Genomic DNA, 19,214 nt, shown 5'->3' with positions numbered 1-19,214 from the left:
CGGTGGTGATCAATGGGTCGTGTCGAGCAGTTCTCGGGCAGTACATGGGCACGCTGTCAGCGACCGTGCGGATCCTCGTTCCATCGGCGCTTGTCGCTGTTGACTCGTTGGGCCAAACGGCGTTGTCTGGTGACACGCGGCATCCGGGGGAGGATTTGCGGTGGTCAATGGTGAGGTTCCACTGGTCGTGTGCGTCTCCGCCGACGTGGCGATCCGCGAGCGGGTCGTCCGGCGGCTCGACGACTGCGGCACGGTGGTGGTCTGCACCGACCTCGCCGAGCTGCGCGCGATGCTCTTTCCGCCCCCGTCGGTCGAGCTGACCAGCCAGCCCGGGCCGGTCGTTCTCGGCGAGTTGGTCGTCGACACCAGCGGCCACCTCGTCACCTGGCGGGATGAGCCGCTGACGCTCACCCGGCTGGAGCGCGAGCTGCTGGCGCGGCTGGCCAGCCCGCCGGTCGCCGTCTGGACGTACGAGCGGCTCTTCGGCTCCGTGTGGGGCGGCGCCTACCTCGGCGACACCGCGATCCTGCACTCCGCGGTGAAGCGGCTGCGGCGCAAGTTGCGCGCCGCCAAGGGTGGTCCCGAGGTGCAGACGGTACGGGGCGTCGGCTACCGCCTCACCGTGCGGAGCTGACCCGACGCCGCCGGCAGCCCACCGGGCCGTCTGCTTTCCCCGACCTGGCACCATGGCGCGGTGACCACCGACCCAGCGGCCCGGACCCCGATGCCGGCGCAGTCCGACGGCGCGCCCTCCCGGGGTAACCGGTGGCTGCTCGCAGTGGTCGTGTTCTGGGCGCTGCTGCTCGCGGCGCTCGCCTACCTCTCCGTCCGGCACGGCGAGCCGACGGTCCGCGAGCAGCGCAGCATCGGCGAGGCGTCATCCGTGGTCGCCCGGGCGGTGGGGCACCTGATCGCCGCGGCCGGCGGTGATGTGGTGACCGATGTGGCCGGCGACACGCTCGACGAGGGCTGCCGGATCACGCCGATCCGTTCCGGCGGAACCCTCACCAACGAGATCACCTTCTACACCGCCGAGGCGGGCGGCCCCGCGCTGCTCGACCGGATCGCGGCGTCGCTGCCCCGTTCCTACGACGCGCAGGTGCGACACAGCCCGGACGGCGGCTCGCACTCCCTACGCGGCGACGCCGGCGAGTTCGTCAGCGTCCGCGGCAGGGTCGGCGCACCGGGCGTGGTGACCCTGACCGTGTCGACCGGCTGCCGACCGGTCGACGTGGCGATCGCCGACCTGTTGCCCGGTCGACCGATCAACGAGGAGCCGCAGCGCGTGCTGACCGCGCTCGACGCGTCCGGGATCGAGTTGGGGCGCACCGTGGGCGCGGCCTGCCCGGCGGGGGGCGGCACCGTCACGGCGCACGCGACGGGTCAGGTGGGCACGCCGACCCCGTTCGCCGACGGCCTGCGCTCGATCACCGCCGGCGCCACCGTCGTGCTCGACACGCCGCAGCGCTACGTCTACCGCACCCCGGACCGGGGGGTGGTCGTTCAGCGCGGCGACGACCAGGTGCGGGTCAGCGTCACCATCCCCTGCCCGCCCGCCTGACCGCGGTGATCAGGGAGTACGTCGCGCGGGTCGGCGGCGCGCCGGGTCCGCAACGGCCCGATCAGCCGGATCTTGAGCGGCTTCAGTAGACGAGCGCCTGCGCCCCCTCGGCCAACGACTCCTCGACGAAGACGGCGGCCCCGGCGACCCGCACGCCCGGGAGCACGTCATCCTCGCTGATCTCGCGTCGTGCCGCGCACTGTGTGCAGACCGTGACCCGGCCGCTGGTGAGCACCACGTGCAGGAGTTCGGCGAGCGGCGCCGAGTGGGGCAGTTCGAACTCCTGCGCCCGGCCCGGCAGGGCGAACCACGACGCCTCGCCGGTCAGCCAGAGCGAGACCTCGGCGCCCGAGGCGACCGCCGTCGCGGCCACCGTGAAGGCCTGCGCGCACCGCTCGGGGGAGTCCGAACCGGCGGTGGCCTTGACGACAAGAGTGCGAGCCATGGGGCCAGCATAGGATGACCTTGTCATGGTTACCGAGATTGGGTTCGTCAGCCTGCTGGTCGCCGCTTTCGGCGCACTGGCCGGTGGTTTGGTGTATCTCGCGGTACGGATTTCGAGAGGACGTTGGTGAGCGCGAGGAGTGAGCTTGCGAGCCCCGCAGTCGCGAACGGAAGGCGGATTTGGTGAGCGACAACCCGATGCAGCCGCCGTGGCTGAACGCGCCGCCGGTTGAGCCGTACCCCTTTGAAGAGACCCACGACCTGCGCGTCGGTCCGGACCTGCACCCGGCGCTGCTCGGCCTGCTGCCGTACGTCGGTGTGTGGCGGGGGCGTGGGCGCGGGGGTTATCCGACCATCGAGGACTTCGACTACGGGCAGGAGATCCGGATCAGCCATGACGGCCGTCCGTTCCTGCAGTACGAGTCGCGGGCGTGGCTGCTCGACGAGCAGTCCCGGCCGGTCCGACCGGCGGGCCGGGAGCTGGGCTGGTGGCGGCCGGTGATGGACGGCGACCGCGCGACCGATGAGCTCGAAGCAATGATGATCAGCCCGACCGGGGTCATGGAGCTCTACCTCGGCAGGGTCAACGGGATGCAGGTCGAGTTGTCGACCGACGCGGTGGTTCGTACGACGACCGCCAAGGAGGTCACGGCCGGCCATCGGCTCTTCGGGATTGTCGAGGGCGCGCTCCTCTACGCCCAGGAGATGGCCGCGGTCGGCCACGGGCTCTCGCCGCACCTGTCTGCCCGTCTCACCCGGGTCGCGGGCTGACCTGATCCCCGCGATCTTGCAGTTGTGGCGCCGGACAGGCCGCTGACGGCGGGATAGGTTCGCGCCACAACTGCAGGATCGGCGAGGCGAGGCGAGGCGAGGCGGGACCGGGCGGGGCGAGACGCCGCGCGGCGCGGTCAGGTGAAGCCGAGCAGCTGGCGGATCATCGCCGTGTGTGGTGACGGCGGGAGTGCGTTCCCGTCGAGCGAGCGGATCTCGGCGAGCCCGCGGACGGACGAGGTGAGCCAGACACCGCCGCCGTCACGCAACTCGTCGGGGGTCACCATCCGCTCGGCCGCGCTCCAACCGAGGGTGGCCGCGTGGTCGAGCAGCCACCGGGCCGTGATGCCGGGCAGGATTCCGGTGCGGTCGGCCGGCACGGTGCACAGGACGTCCCCGTCGAGCCACACCAGGTTGGCGGTGGGTCCCTCCAGGGCGTAGCCGTCGGTCGAGGTCCAGAGGACGTCGTCGAACCCGTTCGCGGCGGCCCACCGTCGGCTGGCGAGGTTTGCGGCGTACGACGTGGACTTGATCCCCGCGAGCAGCCAGAGCGCGCCGGCGCGGGCGGTCGCGGCGACTCCGAGGGGCAGGGTGGCGACCGTGATGCCGGCGCGCCGGGCGCGGACGAGCCCGGGCTCCACCTCGGACAGCGTTGTGAAAACGGTGCCGGCGCCGCCGCCCTCCGCGCCACGTGTGCAGACCAGGCGCAGCGCCCCCTCCATGCCGGCCGGCCAGCCGGCGCAGGTCTCGGCGAGGAGCGCGGCCAGATCTGCGGGGGCGGGAAGCGGCAGCGCGACCGCCTTCGCCGCGCCGCGCAGCCGGTCGAGGTGCTGGTGGGCGAGCCACGGCCGGCCGTCGCGGACGTGCATGGTTTCGAAGAGCCCGTCGCCGTGCAGCACGCCCCGGTCGGTCACCGGGAGCACCGGGGTGTCGGGTGGCACGACGCCCCGACCGAGCACGGCGACGACCTGGTGGCGGGACATGCGTCCCACACTATGATCGGACGGTGTCGGAATCATCCCTGGCGGAGATGCTGCGGTCGCGTGGGTTGCGGTTGACCGCGCAACGACAGCTCATTCTGGAAGCCGTCTACGACCTGGGGCACGCGACACCGGAGCAGGTGCACACGGCGGTGCGTGAGGTGGCCGCCGGTGTGAACATCACCACCATCTACCGCACGCTGGAGTTGCTCGAGGAGTTGGGGCTGGTTACCCATACGCACCTGTCGCACGGGTCGCCGACCTATCACCGAGCCGGCGACGACCAGCACGTCCACCTGGTCTGCCGGTCGTGCGGGACGGTGACGGAGCTGGATCCGACGCTGCTCGCGCCGTTGGCGCGGCAGTTGGAGGAGCGGCAGGGGTTCTCGGTCGACATCGGGCACGTGGCACTGTTCGGGGTCTGCCGGCGATGTGGGGAGCGAGAATGATCAACATTGCGGGTGCGGTCGCGATCGAGGCGCTCGACGAGGAGTCGCGCGACGCCGGGGTGGCTGCGCACTACGGCGACCCGATGCGCGAGCAGCGCCGGCTTGCCACCGAGGTGGGTCTGGTCGACCGGTCGCATCGCGGGGTCCTCGCGGTGCCCGGCGAGGAACGGATCGGCTGGCTGCACACGCTCACCACCCAGCACCTTGCCAACCTCCGCGCCGGGCAGGGCACCGAACTGCTCGTGCTCTCTCCGCACGGACACGTCGAGCACCACGCGATGGTCGCCGAGGACGGCGTGACGACGTGGCTGGACACGGAGCCGGGCGGGGCCGACCCGCTGCTCGCGTTCCTCGAGAAGATGCGCTTCTTCACCCGCGTCGAGCCGCGCGACGCGACCGCCGACTGGGCGCTGCTCTCGCTGGTCGGACCGCGCGCGGGGGAGGCGGCCGCCGCCCTCGGCGTCGAGGGGCTGGCCGAACCGGACGCGGTCGTCGTGCCGGGCCCGAAGTTCGCCGCCGGCGCCATGCCGCCCCGCCCCACCACGATGTACGAGGTCCGCCCGCTGCCCGGCGACGGGACGGGCTGGGCCCGGCGGGTGCGGCTCGGGGTGGATCTGCTGGTGCCGCGGGGCGCCATCGAGGAGGTCGCCGGTCGACTGGCGGACGCCGGAGTGCCCGTGGCCGGGCTCTGGGCGTACGAGGCGATCCGGGTCGCGGCGCGGATGCCACGGGTGGGGTTCGAGACGGATCACCGCACGATTCCCGCAGAGGTGGATCTGGTGGCGCCCGCGGTGCACCTGGACAAGGGGTGCTATCGCGGGCAGGAGACGGTCGCCCGGGTGCACAACCTCGGTCGGCCCCCGCGTCGTCTCGTCCTGCTGCATCTCGACGGGGTGGCCACCGATCAGCCGCCGGCTGTCGGCACTCCGGTGACCAGCGACGGCCGCGCGGTCGGGTTCGTCGGCACCGCCGTGCGCCACTTCGAGCTGGGCATGGTCGCCCTCGCGGTGGTCAAGCGCAACGTGCCTGATGACGCCCCGCTGCTGGTCGCCGAGTCGGCGGCGGCGATCGACCCCGACTGAGGATCGCCACGGGCGAGTCGATCATCGGGTGTGCGACTATCAGTGGCATGACAACAATGACGTTGATCACGGTTGCGCCGACCGGCGCCGAGTCGACCAAAGAGGCCGTGTCGGCGCTGCCGGTGACGCTCGATGAGCTGGTCAGCACGGCCAAGGAATGCGAGGCGCTCGGCGCCTCCGTGATCCACGTCCATATCCGCGACGACAACGCGCGCCCCACCCTGGATCTGGGCCGTCTGCGTGACACCGTCGCGGCGCTGCGCGACACCACCGACCTGATCGTGCAGCTCTCCAGCGGCGGCGCGGTCACCGACCCGGAGTCCGACCGGCTCGCCGTGCTCGACGCCGCCCCCGACATGGCCTCCTGCACGATGGGCACGGTCAACTTCGGTGATGACGTGTTCCTCAACCGCTGGGCGTTCATCGTCGACCTGCACACCCGGATGCAGGAGCGCGGGATCGTGCCGGAATACGAGATCTTCGACCTGGGCCAGTTGACGTCCCTGCGGCGGCTGCTCGACAAGTACGGGCTGCCGGCCGGCGGGCATGTGCACGTCGACTTCGTCATGGGGGTGCCCGGCGGGATGCCCGGCACCACTGAGGCGCTGGTCGCCTGCCACCAGGCGCTGCGCGACCTGCCGGAGGGGACGAGCTTCTCCGCCACCGGCATCGGGCGTAGCACGATCCCGGTCATGTTGGCGTCGCTCTCCGCCGGCGGTCACCTGCGGGTCGGGATGGAGGACACGATCACCTACGCCAAGGGGCGGCCGGTCGAGTCCAACATGCAGCTCGTCGCCCGTGCGGTCGGCTTCGCTCAGCTCGCGCAGCGACCGCCCGCCACCACCGGGGAGGCCCGGCAGCTGCTCGGCCTTTCGGCCCGGTCCTGACGTTTCGTCACGGCGGCGCAAAGCCCGATGGGTACGGTCGGAAAGATGAGAAAGACTTACGAGGGCGGCGTGCCGCTCGCTGAGGTGGTCCGCTCCGACTTCGTGGAGGGTTTCCACCGCGGTTCAGTGGCGGTGCTCGATGCGGGTGGCACGGTGGTGACCTCGGCGGGTGACATCACCTCGCCGGTCTTCCCGCGCTCTGCCAGCAAGCCGATGCAGGCGATCGGCATGCTCCGCGCCGGCCTGCGGCTGGCGGATCCGGCCGATCTGGCCCTGGTCTGCGCCAGCCACCACGGCGAGGACTTCCACCTCGCGCGGGTACGTGCGCTGCTGCGCAGCGCCGGCCTGGACGAGTCCGCGCTGCGCTGCCCGCCGGACATGCCGATCGGGGCGGAGGCCGCGGCCGCCGTCCTGAGGGCTGGCGGAGGCCCGGCGCGGATCCAGATGAACTGCTCCGGCAAGCACACCGGGATGCTGCTCACCTGCCTCGCGGCCGGATGGCCGCTGGAGGAGTACTGGCATCCGGACCACCCCCTGCAGCGGCAGGTGACCGCCGCGGTGGAGGAGTTCGCCGGTGAGCCGGCGGGCGCGGTCGGCGTCGACGGTTGCGGGGCGCCCGTGCTCGCGATCTCGCTGACCGGACTGGCCGGCGCCTACCTGCGGTTGGTCTGCGGCGCGGCCGGGTCGGTCGAGCAGACCGTCGCGTCGGCGATGCGAGCGCACCCGGCGGTGGTCGCGGGCACGACTGCCGAGGACACCCGGCTGATGACCGGGGTGCCCGCGCTGCTGGCCAAGGGAGGCGCGGAGGGGGTGCTCGCGGTCGCGCTTCCCGGCGTCGGCGCCGTCGCGATGAAGATCGACGACGGTCAGATGCGGGCCCGGATGCCGGTGCTCGTCTCGGCGCTGCGCCGGCTCGGCGTGGACGCTCCGATCCTCGCCGAGCTGGCCGAGGTGCCGCTCTTCGGCGCCGGCCAGCGGGTGGGTGGCGTCCGCGCCATCTGGTAGCACGCGTAACGAACCGGTGTGCGTGGACGATCGCGCCGCGTGCGGGTCAGACCGGCGCCAGAAACTCCAGCAGTGCGGCGTTGACCGGCCGGGGGCGTTCGAGGAAAAACACATTCATGAGTGACCCCGCTAACTGTCGCTAGCACTTCGCTTGCAGTTGCAAGCGATGAGGTTTACCGTCGAGGTCATGGCCACACCGAAGGATCTGCCCCGTGACGTCGGCGGCTTCATCCGCGACCTGCGCCGCAACGCGAAGATCTCGCTGCGTCAGCTCGCCGACCAGGCGGGCGTGAGCAACCCCTATCTGAGCCAGATCGAGCGCGGCCTGCGCAAGCCGAGCGCGGAGGTCCTCCAGCAGCTCGCCAGCGCGCTGCGGGTGTCCACGCCGGTGATGTACCTGCGCGCCGGGCTGCTCGATGACAACAACGGGCAGGGCGTCCTGGCCGCGATCGCGGCCGACGCCGACCTGACGATGTCGCAGAAGCAGTCGCTGAGCCAGATCTACGAGACGTTCCGCCGGGAGAACGCCCGCCTCGCCGAAGCCGCTGCCGCCGCGCCCGTTGCGGAGCCCGATCCCTCCGCTGGGGACACCGCCGCGTCCGCCCCCGCTGCCACCGAGACCGTCGTGGTCGCCGAGCAGCAGCCAGCGGCGAGCCCGATCGAGAGCGTGCTGGAGTCCGTCGCGGTGACCGAGGCCGGTGCCACCCCCGCGCCCGCGACCACCCCCAAGCCAGTGAAGAGGGTCGCCAGGAAGGCGACCCGCGTCCGCCCGGAAATGACCGACCCGAACAGCGCGACCGCACCCGCGGCCGAGGAGGAGAAGTAATGAGCCAGCCCAGGACGACCCGGATCCCCGCCCCGCTCTACGCCGTCGCCGGCGCCGGTGACCTCGCCTACCGCCAGCTGCGCAAGCTGCCCGAGGTCGTCACCGACCTGAGCGGTAAGGCCGTGAACACCACGGTTGAGCTGCGCGAGAAGGCCGTGACCAGCACCACCGGGCTCCGCGAGAAGGCCGCCGCCACCCTGCGCGCCGCCAACACCACCGCCGCCAACCTGCGTGAGAAGGCCACCACGCAGGAGCTCGACGTCGAGCGCCTGCGTGAGGTCGCCACGCGCAACACCGCCGCCTTCGTCGCGGGGGCGCAGGCCGCGCAGGAGCGGGCCGTCGCCGTCTACGGGGCGCTCGTCGCCCACGGCGAGCGCGTCGTCGGCACCGGCGTGGTGCAGGCCGCCGAGACCGTCAACGCCGACATCGAGGCCACCGAGGCGCCCGCCGAGGTCACCGCCACCCCGGCCGACGTCGCGGAGATCGTGCAGGAGAACGCGCCGGTGGCCAAGGCCGCGAAGCCGGCCAAGCGCACGCGCGCGACCGCCAAGTAACGACCACCGTGCAAGCCCCGGGTGCGCCGGATGGTACGCACCCGGGGCTTGCGGCATAAACTTCACCGCATGGTCACTGCCGCGCCGATCTTCTACCTCGATGTCAAGACCGTCATCGACCTGGCGCTCCTCGTCTTCGCCCTTGTCGTGGAGGGCGTCGCCTTCGTGCACTGCCTCACCCAGCGCTCCGATGCCTTCCCGGCGATCGGCACCATCCCCAAGGGAGCCTGGCTGGCGATCCTCGGCATCTGCCTGCTCCTCACCCTGCTCGGCTTCGGCGTGTTGAGCATCTTCGGACTGGTCGGCATCGCCGCTTCCCTGATCTATCTGCTCGACGTCCGCGTCGGCCTGCGTGACCTGACCGATGGCAAAGGCTTCTGGTGAGAGATTTCCGCTGGCCCCCGCCGCCTGACGGTGGCCCGCGCACGTACGGGCCGGGTCCCACCGCGCCGCGGACCGGACGGCCGGCGCTGCCCGAGCCGGAGACCGAGCTCGTCGCGACGCCGCACGGGGTCCTGCTGGAGCGGCTGGTCACCGGGGTGGGTCACCCGGTCACCGTGTTCGCGCACGGCTTCGCCAGTGGCATCGCCGTCACCCGTCCACTCGCCAGCGGCGTGGTCGGCCGCAAGGTCTTCTTCCAGTTCCGGGGGCACGGCCGCTCCGACGCGCCGCCCGGCCCGTGGAGCTACGGGGATCTCGCCCGTGATCTGCGTGCCGTGGCCGATCTGTCCGGCGCGACCCGCGCCCTCGGCGTCAGCCTGGGCGCCGCGACGCTCTGCCGGCTGCTCGCGGAGAGCCCGGAGCGCTTTGATCGGGCGGTCTTCTTCCTTCCCGCGGTACTCGACGAGGCGCGGCCGTCCGTGGCGCGGCAGCGACTGACGGAGCTCATCGCCGCGGTCGAGGCCGGCGACCTGTCGGCGGTGGCCGAGGTGGTCTCCGCCGAACTGCCCCCCGCCGTGCGGAACACCCCGGCCGGCTGGGCCTATCTGCGTCAGCGCATCGACCAGCTCATGCGTGACGGGCTCGGGTCCTCTCTCGACGGCCTGCTCGACGAGGTCGCGGTCGCCGACCGGGCCGCGCTGGCCGCGGTCAGCGCCCGTGCGCTGGTGATCGGTTGCGCCGGCGACGAACTGCATCCGGTCGAGGTCGCGGAGCGGCTTGCAGCCGGGCTTCCCGGTGCCACGCTGCACGTGTACGACAAGCCGGGCGTGCTCTGGAACAATCGCGCGGACCTGCGGGAGCGCATCGGGAGCTTTCTCAACGAGTAGCGGTGGCCGAGGTGGAGAGCGCGGGACGGGTCGACCGCGCGTACGCGCTCCGTCTCGTCGACCGGCGATCGTCCATTCAGCCATGTTCACCCGTCCGAAGGCGTAACCGAAACCGCCTAAAAAGCGGTGATTTAATGTGCATACTTCGCCCAAATCGGTCTTTTGCCTGGTCGTGATCTCCGGCCTGCCCTTTTCGATCTGGGCCGGCTGGGCCTGGGCGGGCGACGCCCCGCCGCTCCCGCCGGTGCCGGCCGGTGTGGTCATCCTGGGTACCGCGGATACGACGCCCCCCATGCCGACGCCGACGTCCAGCCATCCGCGGGGTGACGTCCCGGGACCGGCCAGCGGCACGACGGAGCCGCCGGGCGATTCGACCCCGCGACCCGTCACGCCGCCGCCCTCCATGCCGACGGCGACCGCGCCGGCGGCGACGATGCCCGCCACGTCCCCCACGGCGCAGTCCACCCCGGAACCCGAACCCACCGGGCAGCCGACGGGCCAGCCCACCGGGACACGCGATCCCGACTCCACCCCGACGCAGCGATCCCATGCCGCGGCCGAGGCCGGCCCGCGCTCCGCTCACCGCGCGGGGCTGGACGGGGGGCACTAGGCTTCCCCGTCGTGAAGGGACCTCAGAGCACGTTCAGCCAGTTCTTCGCCGGGGTCGTGCTGCTCGGCCGCGGGCTGGGCATGTACGTGAGCAACCCGCGGCTGCTGTTGCTCGGCATCATTCCGGCCCTCATCTCCGGTCTGCTCTTCCTCGCCGCGTACGGGACGCTCATCTACTTCGTCTCCGACCTGGCCGACCTGCTCACCCCGTTCGCGGACAACTGGTCCGAGGGAATGCGTGACCTGATCCGCTTCGCCGTCGCGGCGGCGCTGCTCGGCGTGGGCGGTCTGGTCGGCGTACTCGTCTTCACCGCGGTCACGCTCCTCATCGGCGACCCGTTCTACGAGAAGATCTCGGAGAAGGTGGAGGAGCGCTTCGGTGGCGTGCCCAACCAGATCGACGTGCCGTGGTGGGTGTCGTTGCGGCACAGCCTCTTCGACTCGCTGCGACTGGTGTTGATGTCGCTGCTGGTCGGCATCCCGCTCTTCGTCGCCGGCTTCATCCCGGTGGTCGGGCAGACGGTCATTCCGGTGATCGCCGCGGTTATCGGTGGCTGGTTCCTCGCCGTCGAGTTGGTCGCTGCCCCCTTCTACCGCCGTGGCCTGCGGCTTCCGGACCGCCGCGCGCTGCTCAAGGCCAACCGGCCGTTGGCGCTGGGTTTCGGGGTGAGCGTGTTCTGCTGCTTCCTGATCCCGCTCGGCGCGGTGCTCGTCATGCCCGCCGCGGTCGCGGGCGGCACGCTGCTCGCCCGGCGGGTGTTCGGCCTGCCGACCGAGTCGGCGTAATCGAGACCGTGGTCGCGGGGAACGTGACCGCGACCGGGTCGAGCGGGCTCAGCTGCTCTCGCGGATGATCAGCTCGGTGGGGAGGATCAGCTCCGGCTCGATCTCCTCACCCGCCGCCAGCCGGAGCAGTTGGCGCGTCATCTCGCGCCCCATCTCGTGGATCGGCTGGCGGACGGTGCTCAACGGCGGATCCGTGTAGCGCGCCATCTCGATGTCGTCGAACCCGATCACCGCCACGTCGTCGGGGACCCGCCGTCCGGTCTCGCGCAGGGTGCGCAACGCGCCGTGCGCCATGAGGTCGGAGGCGACGAAGACCGCGTCGAGTTGTGGATCGTCGTTGAGCAGTTGCCGCATCGCCAACGCGCCGGATTCGCGGGTGAAGTCGCCGACGGCGACGATCGAGCGGCATCCCGAGTCCTGCAGCTCGTTGCGGTAGCCGGCGAGCCGGTCGATGCCGGCGACCATGTCCTGCGGCCCGGCGATCGTGGCGACCCGGCGCCGCCCGGAGTCGAGCAGGTGCCGCACCGCCTTCGCGACGCCGCCGACGTGGTCGACGTCCACGTAGGGGACGGGCACGGCGGCGCGCCCCAACGGCCGTCCGCTGCAGATCACCGGGATGCCCATCCGGGTGAGGACGCCGGGTAGCGGATCGACGCCGTGCATGGAGGCGAACATGACGCCGTCGACGTGCCGGCCCGTGGCGTAGCGCTCGATCCGTTCCTGGCTCGCGGTCGAGTTGGCCATCATCAGCACGAGCTGCTTGTCGGCCGCGTCGAGCTCCTGGCTCACCCCGCGGATGATGCCGGGAAAGAACTGGTCGTCGGAGAAGATCCGGCTGGCCGACTCGGGCAACACCAGCGCGATCGAATCGGTCCGCTGGGTGACCAGGCTACGGGCGGCGAGGTTGGGCACGTAGCCCAGTTCGCGGACGGCCTGGCGGACCGCCTCCTGGATGGGTTCGGCGACGGTCGTCGAGCCGTTGACGACGCGCGAGACGGTGGCCCGGGAGACCCCGGCCCGCCGGGCCACCGCCTCCAGCGTGGGTCGCTCCCGGGCCACCGTCATGCCGCATCCTCCACAAGATCACTCACAGGCCGTTACGACGAATGACCTCCTGATACCACCGCGCGCTGTCCTTGGGCACCCGTCGCTGCGTCAGATAGTCGACGTAGATGATCCCGAACCGCTTACGGTAGCCCTCCGCCCACTCGAAGTTGTCCAGCAACGACCATACGAGATAGCCGCGCAGGTCGACGCCACGGGAGATCGCCTCGTGCGCCGCCCGCAGGTGCCCGTCGAGGTAGCTGACCCGGTCCGCGTCCGGCACCCGACCGTCGGCGTCGGGGTCGTCGCGGTTGAACTTGTCCTCGAACGCCGCGCCGTTCTCCGTGACGATCATCGGCACGCCGGGGTAGTCGTGGGAGACCCGCTCGAGCAGCGCGGTGAGGCCGCCCGGCTCGATCATCCAGCCCATGTCGGTCAGCGGCCCGACCGGTGGCAGGAACTCGACACCCTCCGTGCCGGGATAGGCGCCGCCACCGCCCACGGCGCCGGGCCGGGCGGCGACATAGGTGGGCGCGTAGTAGTTGATGCCGAGCAGGTCCACCGGGCCACCGATGATCTTCTCGTCACCGTCGCGCAGGTATGCGAGGTCGGTGAAGCGGGCGACGTGGTCGAGAACGTCGGCCGGGTAGCGGCCGCGCAGCAGTGGATCGAAGAAGATCCGGTTGTGCAGTCCGTCGACGAGCCGTACCGCCTGCTCGTCGGCGGCGCTCGCGGGGTCGGCGGGGAAGACGGCCGCGGGGTTGAGGGTGATTCCGACGGTCGTCGCGCCGGCCGCGCGGAGTGCCCGCGCGCCCAGGCCGTGCGCGAGCAGCAGATGGTGTACGGCGGCGAAGGTGGCGGCCGGGTCCTGCCGTCCCGGCGCGTGCACCCCGTTGCCGTAGCCGAGATAGGCCGAGCACCAGGGCTCGTTGAGCGTGGTCCAGGTGGTCACCCGGTCACCGAGGCGGGCGTAGACGGCGGTGGCGTAGTCGGCGAAGCGCTCGGCCGTCTCCCGGCTCGCCCAGCCACCCCGGTCCTCCAGGGTCTGCGGCAGATCCCAGTGGTAGAGCGTGACGATCGGATCGATGCCGCGTCCGCAGAGTTCGTCGACGAGCCGGTCGTAGAAGTCGAGGCCGCGCGGGTTGACCGGGCCGGAGCCGTCGGGCTGGATACGGGGCCACGCCACCGAGAAGCGGTAGGCGTGCAACCCCAGGTCGGCCATGAGCGCCACATCGTCGCGGTACCGGTGGTAGTGGTCGCAGGCCACGTCGCCGGTGTGCCCCGCGTGCACCTTCCCGGGGGTGCGGCTGAAGCTGTCCCAGATGGACGGCCCGCGGCCGTCGTCGCGGGCGGCGCCCTCGATCTGGTACGCCGCGGTCGCCGCACCCCACACGAAGCCCTCGGGAAAACGCACCTCTGTCGCAGGCCGTTCGAGCAGGGCGGGACCGGTCACCAACTGCGGATCCAAGCTGTTCACGCCTTGACTGCACCTTCCATGATCCCGCCGATGATCTGGCGGCCGAAAACGATGAACACGAGCAGTAGTGGAAGCGTAGCTATCGCGGTCCCGGTGAAGATCTGTGACATGTCCTGGTAGTAGCCGTTGGAGAGGGCGCGCAGCGAGAGCTGCACGGTGGGATTTTCCGGATCGTTGAGCACCGCGTACGGCCAGAGGAAGTCGTTCCACGTGGTCATGAAGGTCAGCAGCCCGAGTACGGCGGCGGCCGGGCGCAGAGCGGGTAGCACCACGTTCCAGTAGATCCGCAGAGTGCTGCAGCCATCGATCCGCGCCGCCTCGATCAGTTCGTTGCTGACCGCCTGGCTGGCGTACTGGCGCATCATGAAGACGCCGAAGCCGGTGACCAGGAACGGGATGATCACCGCCTGCAGATGGTCGTTCCAGTTCAGCTCGCTCATCAGCATGTAGAGCGGGATGACCCCGAGCTGGGTCGGCACCATCATCGTCGCGATGATCACCAGCAGTAGCGCGTTCCGCCCGCGGAACCGCAGCTTGGCGAAGGCGAAGCCGGCCAGCGACGAGAAGAACACGACCGAGACGGTCACCGCGCCGGCGACGATCGCGGAGTTGAGCATGCCGGTCATGAAGTGAGCGTCGGCGTTGCCGAGGAGCCGGTCGAGGTTGGCCGGGAAGTTGCCGCCCGGCGTCACCGGCGGCGGCACCTGCCCCATGGCGTCGCTGGAGCGGGTGGCGACGACGAACATCCAGTAGATCGGGAAGACCGAGAGCACGGCGGTCGCGGCGAGCGCGGCGTACGTGAGCCGGCTCGCGCCCCACAGGTGCCCGCTCGCGCCGGCACGGGCCCTTCCCCGCATCTGCAGAATGGTCATCACTGCCTCCCGCCCGGGTCGTTGCCGAGCCTGCGGATGATCAGCACGTTGATGAGCGCCACGACGACGATCAGTGCGAAGAGCATCCAGGCGACGGCGGAGCCGTACCCGAAGTTGAAGTTCGGGGCGAACGCGTTCTCGAACATGTACATCGTCATCGTCTGGGACTCCCGCATCGGTCCGCCCCGGATCGGGTTGGTGCCGGAGTTGAAGAGCAGCGGTTCGGTGAAGAGCTGCAGGCCGCCGATGGTCGACACGATGACGCAGAAGATGATGGTCGGTTTCAGCAGCGGGACGGTGATCGACCAGAACTGCCGGGCCTGCCGCGCGCCGTCGATCGCCGCCGCCTCGTACAGGTCGCGGGGGATGGCCTGCATGGCGGCGAGGAAGATCAGCGCGTTGTAGCCGGTCCATCGCCAGTCGACCATGGTGGACACGGCTATCCAGGCGGTGAGCTTGCTGGCCTTCCAGTCGATGCCGTCGACCCCGACGAGGTCGAGCAGCCAGTTGATCATGCCGAACTCGCGGCTGAAGAGCTGTCCGAAGACGATCGCGACCGCCGCGGTGGAGGTGATGTTGGGGATGAGCACCCCCATCCGGAACAGCGTGCGGGCGCGTAGCCGCCGGTTGAGCAGGTGGGCCAACCAGAGCGCGAGGAGCAGTTGCGGCACGGTGGAGAGGGCGAAGATGCCGAGCGTGTTGACGACGGAATTCCAGAAGTCGGCGTCGCCCAGCAGGCGCGTGTAGTTGTCCAGCCCCACGAAGGGTTGCTCCTCGGCGAGCAGATCCCAGTCGTGCAGCGAGACCCAGAGCGTGTAACCGAGCGGGTAGGCGCCGAAGATCGCGAAGAGGACGAAGAACGGCGCGATGTAGAAGTAGGGGGAGAGCAACAGGTCGAACCGGCTCAGCCAGGCGCGCGGGGACCGGTCCGGTCGCCCGTGTTGCCGGGCCGGCCCGGATCCGGCCCGGCTGCCCTCGCGGGGCGGGCCGACCTCCAGATGCAGACTCATCGGGGGGTTCCTTACCGCTGATCGACGGGGAGTTCCGCGGGCGGTCCGCGGATCGCAGGACGGGTACGCGCCGCGGTGCGGGGCCGATGGAAGGCGTGCCATCGGCCCCGTCCGCCACACCCGGGGGTTACTTGTCCGCGGCCTTCTTCGCGTTGGCCACGGCGTCCTGCCACCCCTGTGCCGCACTGCGCTGACCCAGTTCGACGGTGCGCACCGCGTTCTCCACCTCGGTGCGCACGGCCTGGTTGCGCGGTCCCATGTAGACCGGCTTCAGGTTCCGCGCGCCCGACCCGAAGATCTGCCCCACCGGAGCGTCGGTGAAGTACGGGTTGGTCGCCTCCTTGACCGCGGGGTCGTCCAGCGCCTGCGGCGAGGAGGGGAGCGGGCCCTTGGCCTTGAAGGCGCCGATCTGCCCCTGCGGGCTGCTCAGGAACTTTGCCAGTTCGATCGCCTCGGCCTGGTGCTTACCCTGCCGGGGCACGGCGAGGAACGAACCACCCCAGTTGCCGCCGTTGCCGGGCACCGAGGCGATGTCCCACTTGCCCTTGGCGTCGGCGCCGGCGTTCTGCTCGATCACCCCGGTGAGCCAGGCGGGGCAGGCGATGGTGGCGAACTTGGCCTGCTTGAAGGCGGCGACCCACTCCTCGGACCAGGCGCCGTACTTGCCGGAGAGCCCCGAGTCGATGACGTCCATCGTGATGTCCCAGGCCTGCTTCACGGCCGGGTTGGTGTCGACGACGAGCTTGTTGTCGGTGTCGTAGTAGTGGTAGCCGGCGGCATTGCCCGCCGTCTGCAGCGCGATGGTGTTGAAGGTGTTGGTGGCGGCGTCGAGGAACGAGGCGCCGGTGTTCTTCGCCTTGAAGGCCTCGCCCACCTTGATGTACTCCTGCCACGTCGGCCAGAGCTTGGAGACCGCAGCGCGGTCGGTGGGGAGGCCGGCCTTGGCGAACAGGTCGCTGCGGTAGCACATGGCCATGCCGCCGACGTCCGTGCCGAGCCCGATGAGCTGCTTACCGTCGGCGGTCAACGCCTGGTTCCACTTCCATTCCATGAAGTTGCCCTTGAGGTCGGCGGCTCCATGGTCGAGCAGGTTGACGAAGTTCTTCGGGTTGGCCTTGTATTCGACGAGCAGTCCCTCCTCGATGGCGACGACATCCCCGGCGCCCTTGCCCGCCGCGAGCCACTGGGTGAGCTTCGGTGAGTATTCGTCGAGGTTGCCGCCGGTGCCCCGCTCGACGATCTTCACGTTGGGGTGGCTCGCCATGTACTGCTTGTAGAGCTCTTCGTAGCCGAACTGGCCGAAGACGTCGACGGTCAGGGTGACCTTGCCGTCGGCGCTCGACGTGTCGGCGCCGGCGCAGGCGGTGGCCGCCGCGAGCACGGTCAACGCGGCGGCCGCGGCCGCGGCGACGCGGCGACGACGCGGGATGACGCCCATCTGTGACCCCTCTCAGGTCGTGGCGTGGTGGGGGTGACGCATGTAAGAGAGCGCTCTCCGGGAAGACTGGACCGGGGGCATGGTCGTGTCAAGAGAGCGCTCTCAGAAAGTTGCGAGCGTGTTACCTCGCCCCGCCGGGCGGAGGGTCATCGACCGGTGCGCAGCGCCTTGAGCAGGTTCGGGTCACCGGCGATCTCGAAGACGTCGAAACCAACCCGTCCCCAGAGCGCGAGCAGCAGGTCGCTGGCGGTGCCGGAGGCCATCGTGCGGGTGTTGTGGTCGTCGCTGTCGAGGATCGTGTCGGTGTCGAGCAGCGCCACGCCCTCGCCGCGCAGTCTGAGGAACCACTCCTGGGCGGCGTCGACGGCGATCAGCTGCACGACCCCGTACGGGGCGGGATCGGCCTGCCGACGTCCGGCCGGGAGCCACGTGTCGAGCACCTCGCTCACCCCGTCGACCGCGAGCTTGGCCTCGATCGGCTCGACCGCCGCGACCGCCATCTGCGCGTCCCACCGGTGCACCGCCGTCTCGTGCGCCATCCGTCGGTGCCAGAAGCCGGCCCGCTTGGCCTGAGGCGCCCAGTTCCACGCCGGCAGCTCCGGGTCGAGCCCGTCGAGCAGGAGCATGAGCTGGTCGAACTCCTGTTGCCACCACTCGATCGCGGCCTCGCCGACCGGCAGCCCGTCTGTCGGCGGTCGCTTCGGCGGGACGTCGGTGACGCCCCGGGCCACATGCTCGCGGACCCACGTGTAGATCGAGCCGAGGTGATGGACCAGATCGGTCACGGTCCAGTCCGGGCAGGACGGCACGGGCGTGTCGGGCGTCGCCTCGCTGACCGCGGCGTGGAAGGCCGGACCCTCCGCACGCAGTGCGCCGATCCAGAAGTCCTTGGTTCCGTGCACTCTGCTCATCGCGTCCTCCGGATTGACCGGACCGCCAGTGGGTTGGCCCGGCTTCCCCAGCCTAGGGTGAAAGGCGTGCCCGACGTTAGCGCCGACGCGCCAACCGCCGCAGACCCGACGGCCCCGACACCGCTGGGGAGCTATACCACCCTGCGCCTGGGTGGTCCGCCTCAGCGACTCGTTACCGCAACAGATGCGGACGGAATGGTGGAAAGAGTACGCGAAGCCGCGTTGCTCCATCAGCCAATCCTGATCCTTGCCGGCGGCAGCAACGTGGTGATCGGCGATGCCGGCTTCCCCGGCACCGTGCTGCTGGTCCGCTCCCGCGGCGTGCGCGTGCTCGCCGAGGAGGCCGACACGGTCCACGTCCGGGTGGAGGCCGGCGAGCCCTGGGACGAACTCGTCGCCGCCACGGTCGACGCCGGGTGGTCGGGACTGGAATGCCTCTCCGGCATCCCCGGCAGCGCCGGCGCCACCCCGATCCAGAACGTGGGGGCCTACGGGCAGGAGGTGGCCGAGACGGTCACCGCCGTCCGCGTCTACGACCGGGCCACCGACGAGATCCGCAGTATGTCCGCCGACGAGTGCGGATTCGCCTACCGGGGCAGCGTCTTCAAGCACAACGACCGCTGGGCCGTGCTCTCCGTCGACTTCCGGCTGGCCCGCTCGCCCCTGTCGGCCCCGGTCCGTTACGCGGAACTCGCCCGGACGCTCGGTGTGCAGGTCGGCGACCGCGTCCCGCTCGCCGCGGCCCGCAGCACGGTGCTCGGGCTCCGCGCGAGCAAGGGCATGGTGATCGACGCGGCCGATCCGGACACCTGCTCGGTCGGTTCGTTCTTCACCAACCCGGTGCTCGACGCGGCCGCGTACGCGCTGCTGCGGGAGCGAGCCCGCGAGATCGGCGAGCCGCCCTCGTGGCCGGGGCCGGACGGGGTGGTCAAGCTGAGCGCGGCCTGGCTGATCGACCGGGCCGGCTTTCCGAAGGGCTACCGGGGGCCGGACGGGGTGGCGATCTCCTCTAAGCACACCCTTGCCCTGACCAACCGGGGCGGCGGCTCGACCGCCGCGCTGCTCGCGCTGGCCAGGGAGATCCGTGACGGCGTACGGCACCGCTTCGGCGTGACCCTGCACCCCGAGCCGGTCCTCGTCAACTGCTCCCTCTAACCCCTCCCGCCCCCGCCCCCGCCCCCGCCCCCGCCCCCGCCCCCTCCCGCCCCCGCCCCCCCCCGGCCGCCCGGCCCCCGCCGCG

At 70.9% G+C, this 19,214-nt stretch carries 22 protein-coding genes; 14 read left to right on the top strand and 8 right to left on the bottom strand.

Annotated elements, in window-relative coordinates; all coding sequences use genetic code 11:
• Positions 1 to 160: 160 nt before the first annotated feature.
• Positions 161 to 634, top strand: coding sequence for a winged helix-turn-helix domain-containing protein (locus AB0J06_RS01835; RefSeq protein ID WP_357423529.1), 474 nt, complete (start codon positions 161 to 163; stop codon positions 632 to 634).
• Positions 635 to 694: 60 nt separating this feature from the next.
• The gene (locus AB0J06_RS01830) at positions 695 to 1,561 is read left to right on the top strand and encodes a hypothetical protein (protein ID WP_357423527.1); all 867 of its coding nucleotides are present in this window, start codon (positions 695 to 697) and stop codon (positions 1,559 to 1,561) included.
• An 82-nt stretch (positions 1,562 to 1,643) separates the two neighbouring features.
• Here the strand turns inward: AB0J06_RS01830 and AB0J06_RS01825 are convergent, their stop codons facing one another.
• Complete coding sequence (locus AB0J06_RS01825) at positions 1,644 to 2,006, bottom strand: DsrE family protein (RefSeq protein ID WP_357423525.1); 363 nt, start codon at positions 2,004 to 2,006, stop codon at positions 1,644 to 1,646.
• A 25-nt stretch (positions 2,007 to 2,031) separates the two neighbouring features.
• On the opposite strand from AB0J06_RS01825, the gene mtfM reads away from it, so the two are divergent.
• Both mtfM and AB0J06_RS01815 read left to right on the top strand, forming a co-directional pair.
• Entirely contained in the window at positions 2,032 to 2,136 is a 105-nt protein-coding gene (gene mtfM / locus AB0J06_RS01820) for a small membrane protein MtfM (RefSeq protein ID WP_357423523.1), read from the top strand.
• Positions 2,137 to 2,185: 49 nt separating this feature from the next.
• On the top strand, positions 2,186 to 2,776 hold the full coding sequence (locus tag AB0J06_RS01815) for an FABP family protein (RefSeq protein ID WP_357423521.1): 591 nt from the start codon (positions 2,186 to 2,188) through the stop codon (positions 2,774 to 2,776).
• Positions 2,777 to 2,913: 137 nt separating this feature from the next.
• Here the strand turns inward: AB0J06_RS01815 and AB0J06_RS01810 are convergent, their stop codons facing one another.
• On the bottom strand, positions 2,914 to 3,759 hold the full coding sequence (locus tag AB0J06_RS01810) for an aminotransferase class IV (protein WP_357423519.1): 846 nt from the start codon (positions 3,757 to 3,759) through the stop codon (positions 2,914 to 2,916).
• Positions 3,760 to 3,782: 23 nt separating this feature from the next.
• Here AB0J06_RS01810 and AB0J06_RS01805 point away from each other — a divergent pair, with 23 nt between their 5' ends.
• The 9 genes from AB0J06_RS01805 (at position 3,783) to AB0J06_RS01765 (ending at position 11,222) form a co-directional block, all read left to right on the top strand.
• Entirely contained in the window at positions 3,783 to 4,205 is a 423-nt protein-coding gene (locus tag AB0J06_RS01805; RefSeq protein WP_357423517.1) for a Fur family transcriptional regulator, read from the top strand.
• Entirely contained in the window at positions 4,202 to 5,287 is a 1,086-nt protein-coding gene (locus tag AB0J06_RS01800; RefSeq protein ID WP_357423515.1) for a folate-binding protein, read from the top strand. The genes AB0J06_RS01805 and AB0J06_RS01800 overlap by 4 nt, the downstream gene beginning before the upstream one ends.
• Before the next feature lie 47 nt (positions 5,288 to 5,334).
• On the top strand, positions 5,335 to 6,174 hold the full coding sequence (locus AB0J06_RS01795; RefSeq protein WP_357423513.1) for a 3-keto-5-aminohexanoate cleavage protein: 840 nt from the start codon (positions 5,335 to 5,337) through the stop codon (positions 6,172 to 6,174).
• A gap of 45 nt (positions 6,175 to 6,219) precedes the next feature.
• A complete protein-coding gene (locus AB0J06_RS01790; protein WP_357423511.1) occupies positions 6,220 to 7,179 on the top strand; it encodes an asparaginase in 960 nt (319 codons plus the stop codon).
• A 187-nt stretch (positions 7,180 to 7,366) separates the two neighbouring features.
• The gene (locus tag AB0J06_RS01785) at positions 7,367 to 8,005 is read left to right on the top strand and encodes a helix-turn-helix domain-containing protein (RefSeq protein ID WP_357423509.1); all 639 of its coding nucleotides are present in this window, start codon (positions 7,367 to 7,369) and stop codon (positions 8,003 to 8,005) included.
• Complete coding sequence (locus AB0J06_RS01780; protein ID WP_357423507.1) at positions 8,005 to 8,559, top strand: hypothetical protein; 555 nt, start codon at positions 8,005 to 8,007, stop codon at positions 8,557 to 8,559. Before AB0J06_RS01785 ends, AB0J06_RS01780 begins: the two co-directional genes overlap by 1 nt.
• A 69-nt stretch (positions 8,560 to 8,628) precedes the next feature.
• A complete protein-coding gene (locus tag AB0J06_RS01775; RefSeq protein ID WP_357423505.1) occupies positions 8,629 to 8,943 on the top strand; it encodes a DUF2516 family protein in 315 nt (104 codons plus the stop codon).
• The gene (locus AB0J06_RS01770; protein WP_357423503.1) at positions 8,940 to 9,827 is read left to right on the top strand and encodes an alpha/beta fold hydrolase; all 888 of its coding nucleotides are present in this window, start codon (positions 8,940 to 8,942) and stop codon (positions 9,825 to 9,827) included. Before AB0J06_RS01775 ends, AB0J06_RS01770 begins: the two co-directional genes overlap by 4 nt.
• A gap of 621 nt (positions 9,828 to 10,448) precedes the next feature.
• On the top strand, positions 10,449 to 11,222 hold the full coding sequence (locus tag AB0J06_RS01765; RefSeq protein ID WP_357423501.1) for an EI24 domain-containing protein: 774 nt from the start codon (positions 10,449 to 10,451) through the stop codon (positions 11,220 to 11,222).
• A gap of 48 nt (positions 11,223 to 11,270) precedes the next feature.
• On the opposite strand, the gene AB0J06_RS01760 is transcribed toward AB0J06_RS01765, so the two are convergent.
• From AB0J06_RS01760 to AB0J06_RS01735, 6 genes are all read right to left on the bottom strand, one after another.
• Positions 11,271 to 12,287: a LacI family DNA-binding transcriptional regulator gene (locus AB0J06_RS01760; protein ID WP_357423499.1), complete on the bottom strand. Its 1,017-nt coding sequence runs from the start codon at positions 12,285 to 12,287 to the stop codon at positions 11,271 to 11,273.
• 22 nt (positions 12,288 to 12,309) lie between these two features.
• A complete protein-coding gene (locus tag AB0J06_RS01755; RefSeq protein ID WP_357423940.1) occupies positions 12,310 to 13,704 on the bottom strand; it encodes a GH1 family beta-glucosidase in 1,395 nt (464 codons plus the stop codon).
• Positions 13,705 to 13,739: 35 nt separating this feature from the next.
• A complete protein-coding gene (locus AB0J06_RS01750) occupies positions 13,740 to 14,615 on the bottom strand; it encodes a carbohydrate ABC transporter permease (RefSeq protein ID WP_357423497.1) in 876 nt (291 codons plus the stop codon).
• On the bottom strand, positions 14,615 to 15,625 hold the full coding sequence (locus tag AB0J06_RS01745; protein ID WP_357423495.1) for a sugar ABC transporter permease: 1,011 nt from the start codon (positions 15,623 to 15,625) through the stop codon (positions 14,615 to 14,617). Before AB0J06_RS01745 ends, AB0J06_RS01750 begins: the two co-directional genes overlap by 1 nt.
• 127 nt (positions 15,626 to 15,752) lie before the next feature.
• Positions 15,753 to 17,063, bottom strand: a complete 1,311-nt coding sequence (locus tag AB0J06_RS01740) for an ABC transporter substrate-binding protein (RefSeq protein ID WP_357423493.1) — start codon at positions 17,061 to 17,063, stop codon at positions 15,753 to 15,755.
• A gap of 146 nt (positions 17,064 to 17,209) precedes the next feature.
• Positions 17,210 to 17,974 (bottom strand): maleylpyruvate isomerase N-terminal domain-containing protein, encoded by a 765-nt coding sequence (locus AB0J06_RS01735; protein WP_357423491.1) that lies wholly within the window; start codon positions 17,972 to 17,974, stop codon positions 17,210 to 17,212.
• A gap of 66 nt (positions 17,975 to 18,040) precedes the next feature.
• Here AB0J06_RS01735 and AB0J06_RS01730 point away from each other — a divergent pair, with 66 nt between their 5' ends.
• Positions 18,041 to 19,129: a UDP-N-acetylmuramate dehydrogenase gene (locus tag AB0J06_RS01730; protein ID WP_357423489.1), complete on the top strand. Its 1,089-nt coding sequence runs from the start codon at positions 18,041 to 18,043 to the stop codon at positions 19,127 to 19,129.
• Positions 19,130 to 19,214: the final 85 nt, after the last annotated feature.

Source organism: Micromonospora sp. NPDC049679 (assembly GCF_040659735.1).
Classification (GTDB): Bacteria; Actinomycetota; Actinomycetes; order Mycobacteriales; family Micromonosporaceae; genus Micromonospora_I.
The sequence above is the reverse complement of the archived record's forward strand: the minus strand, read 5'-3'. Positions and strand labels throughout refer to the sequence as shown.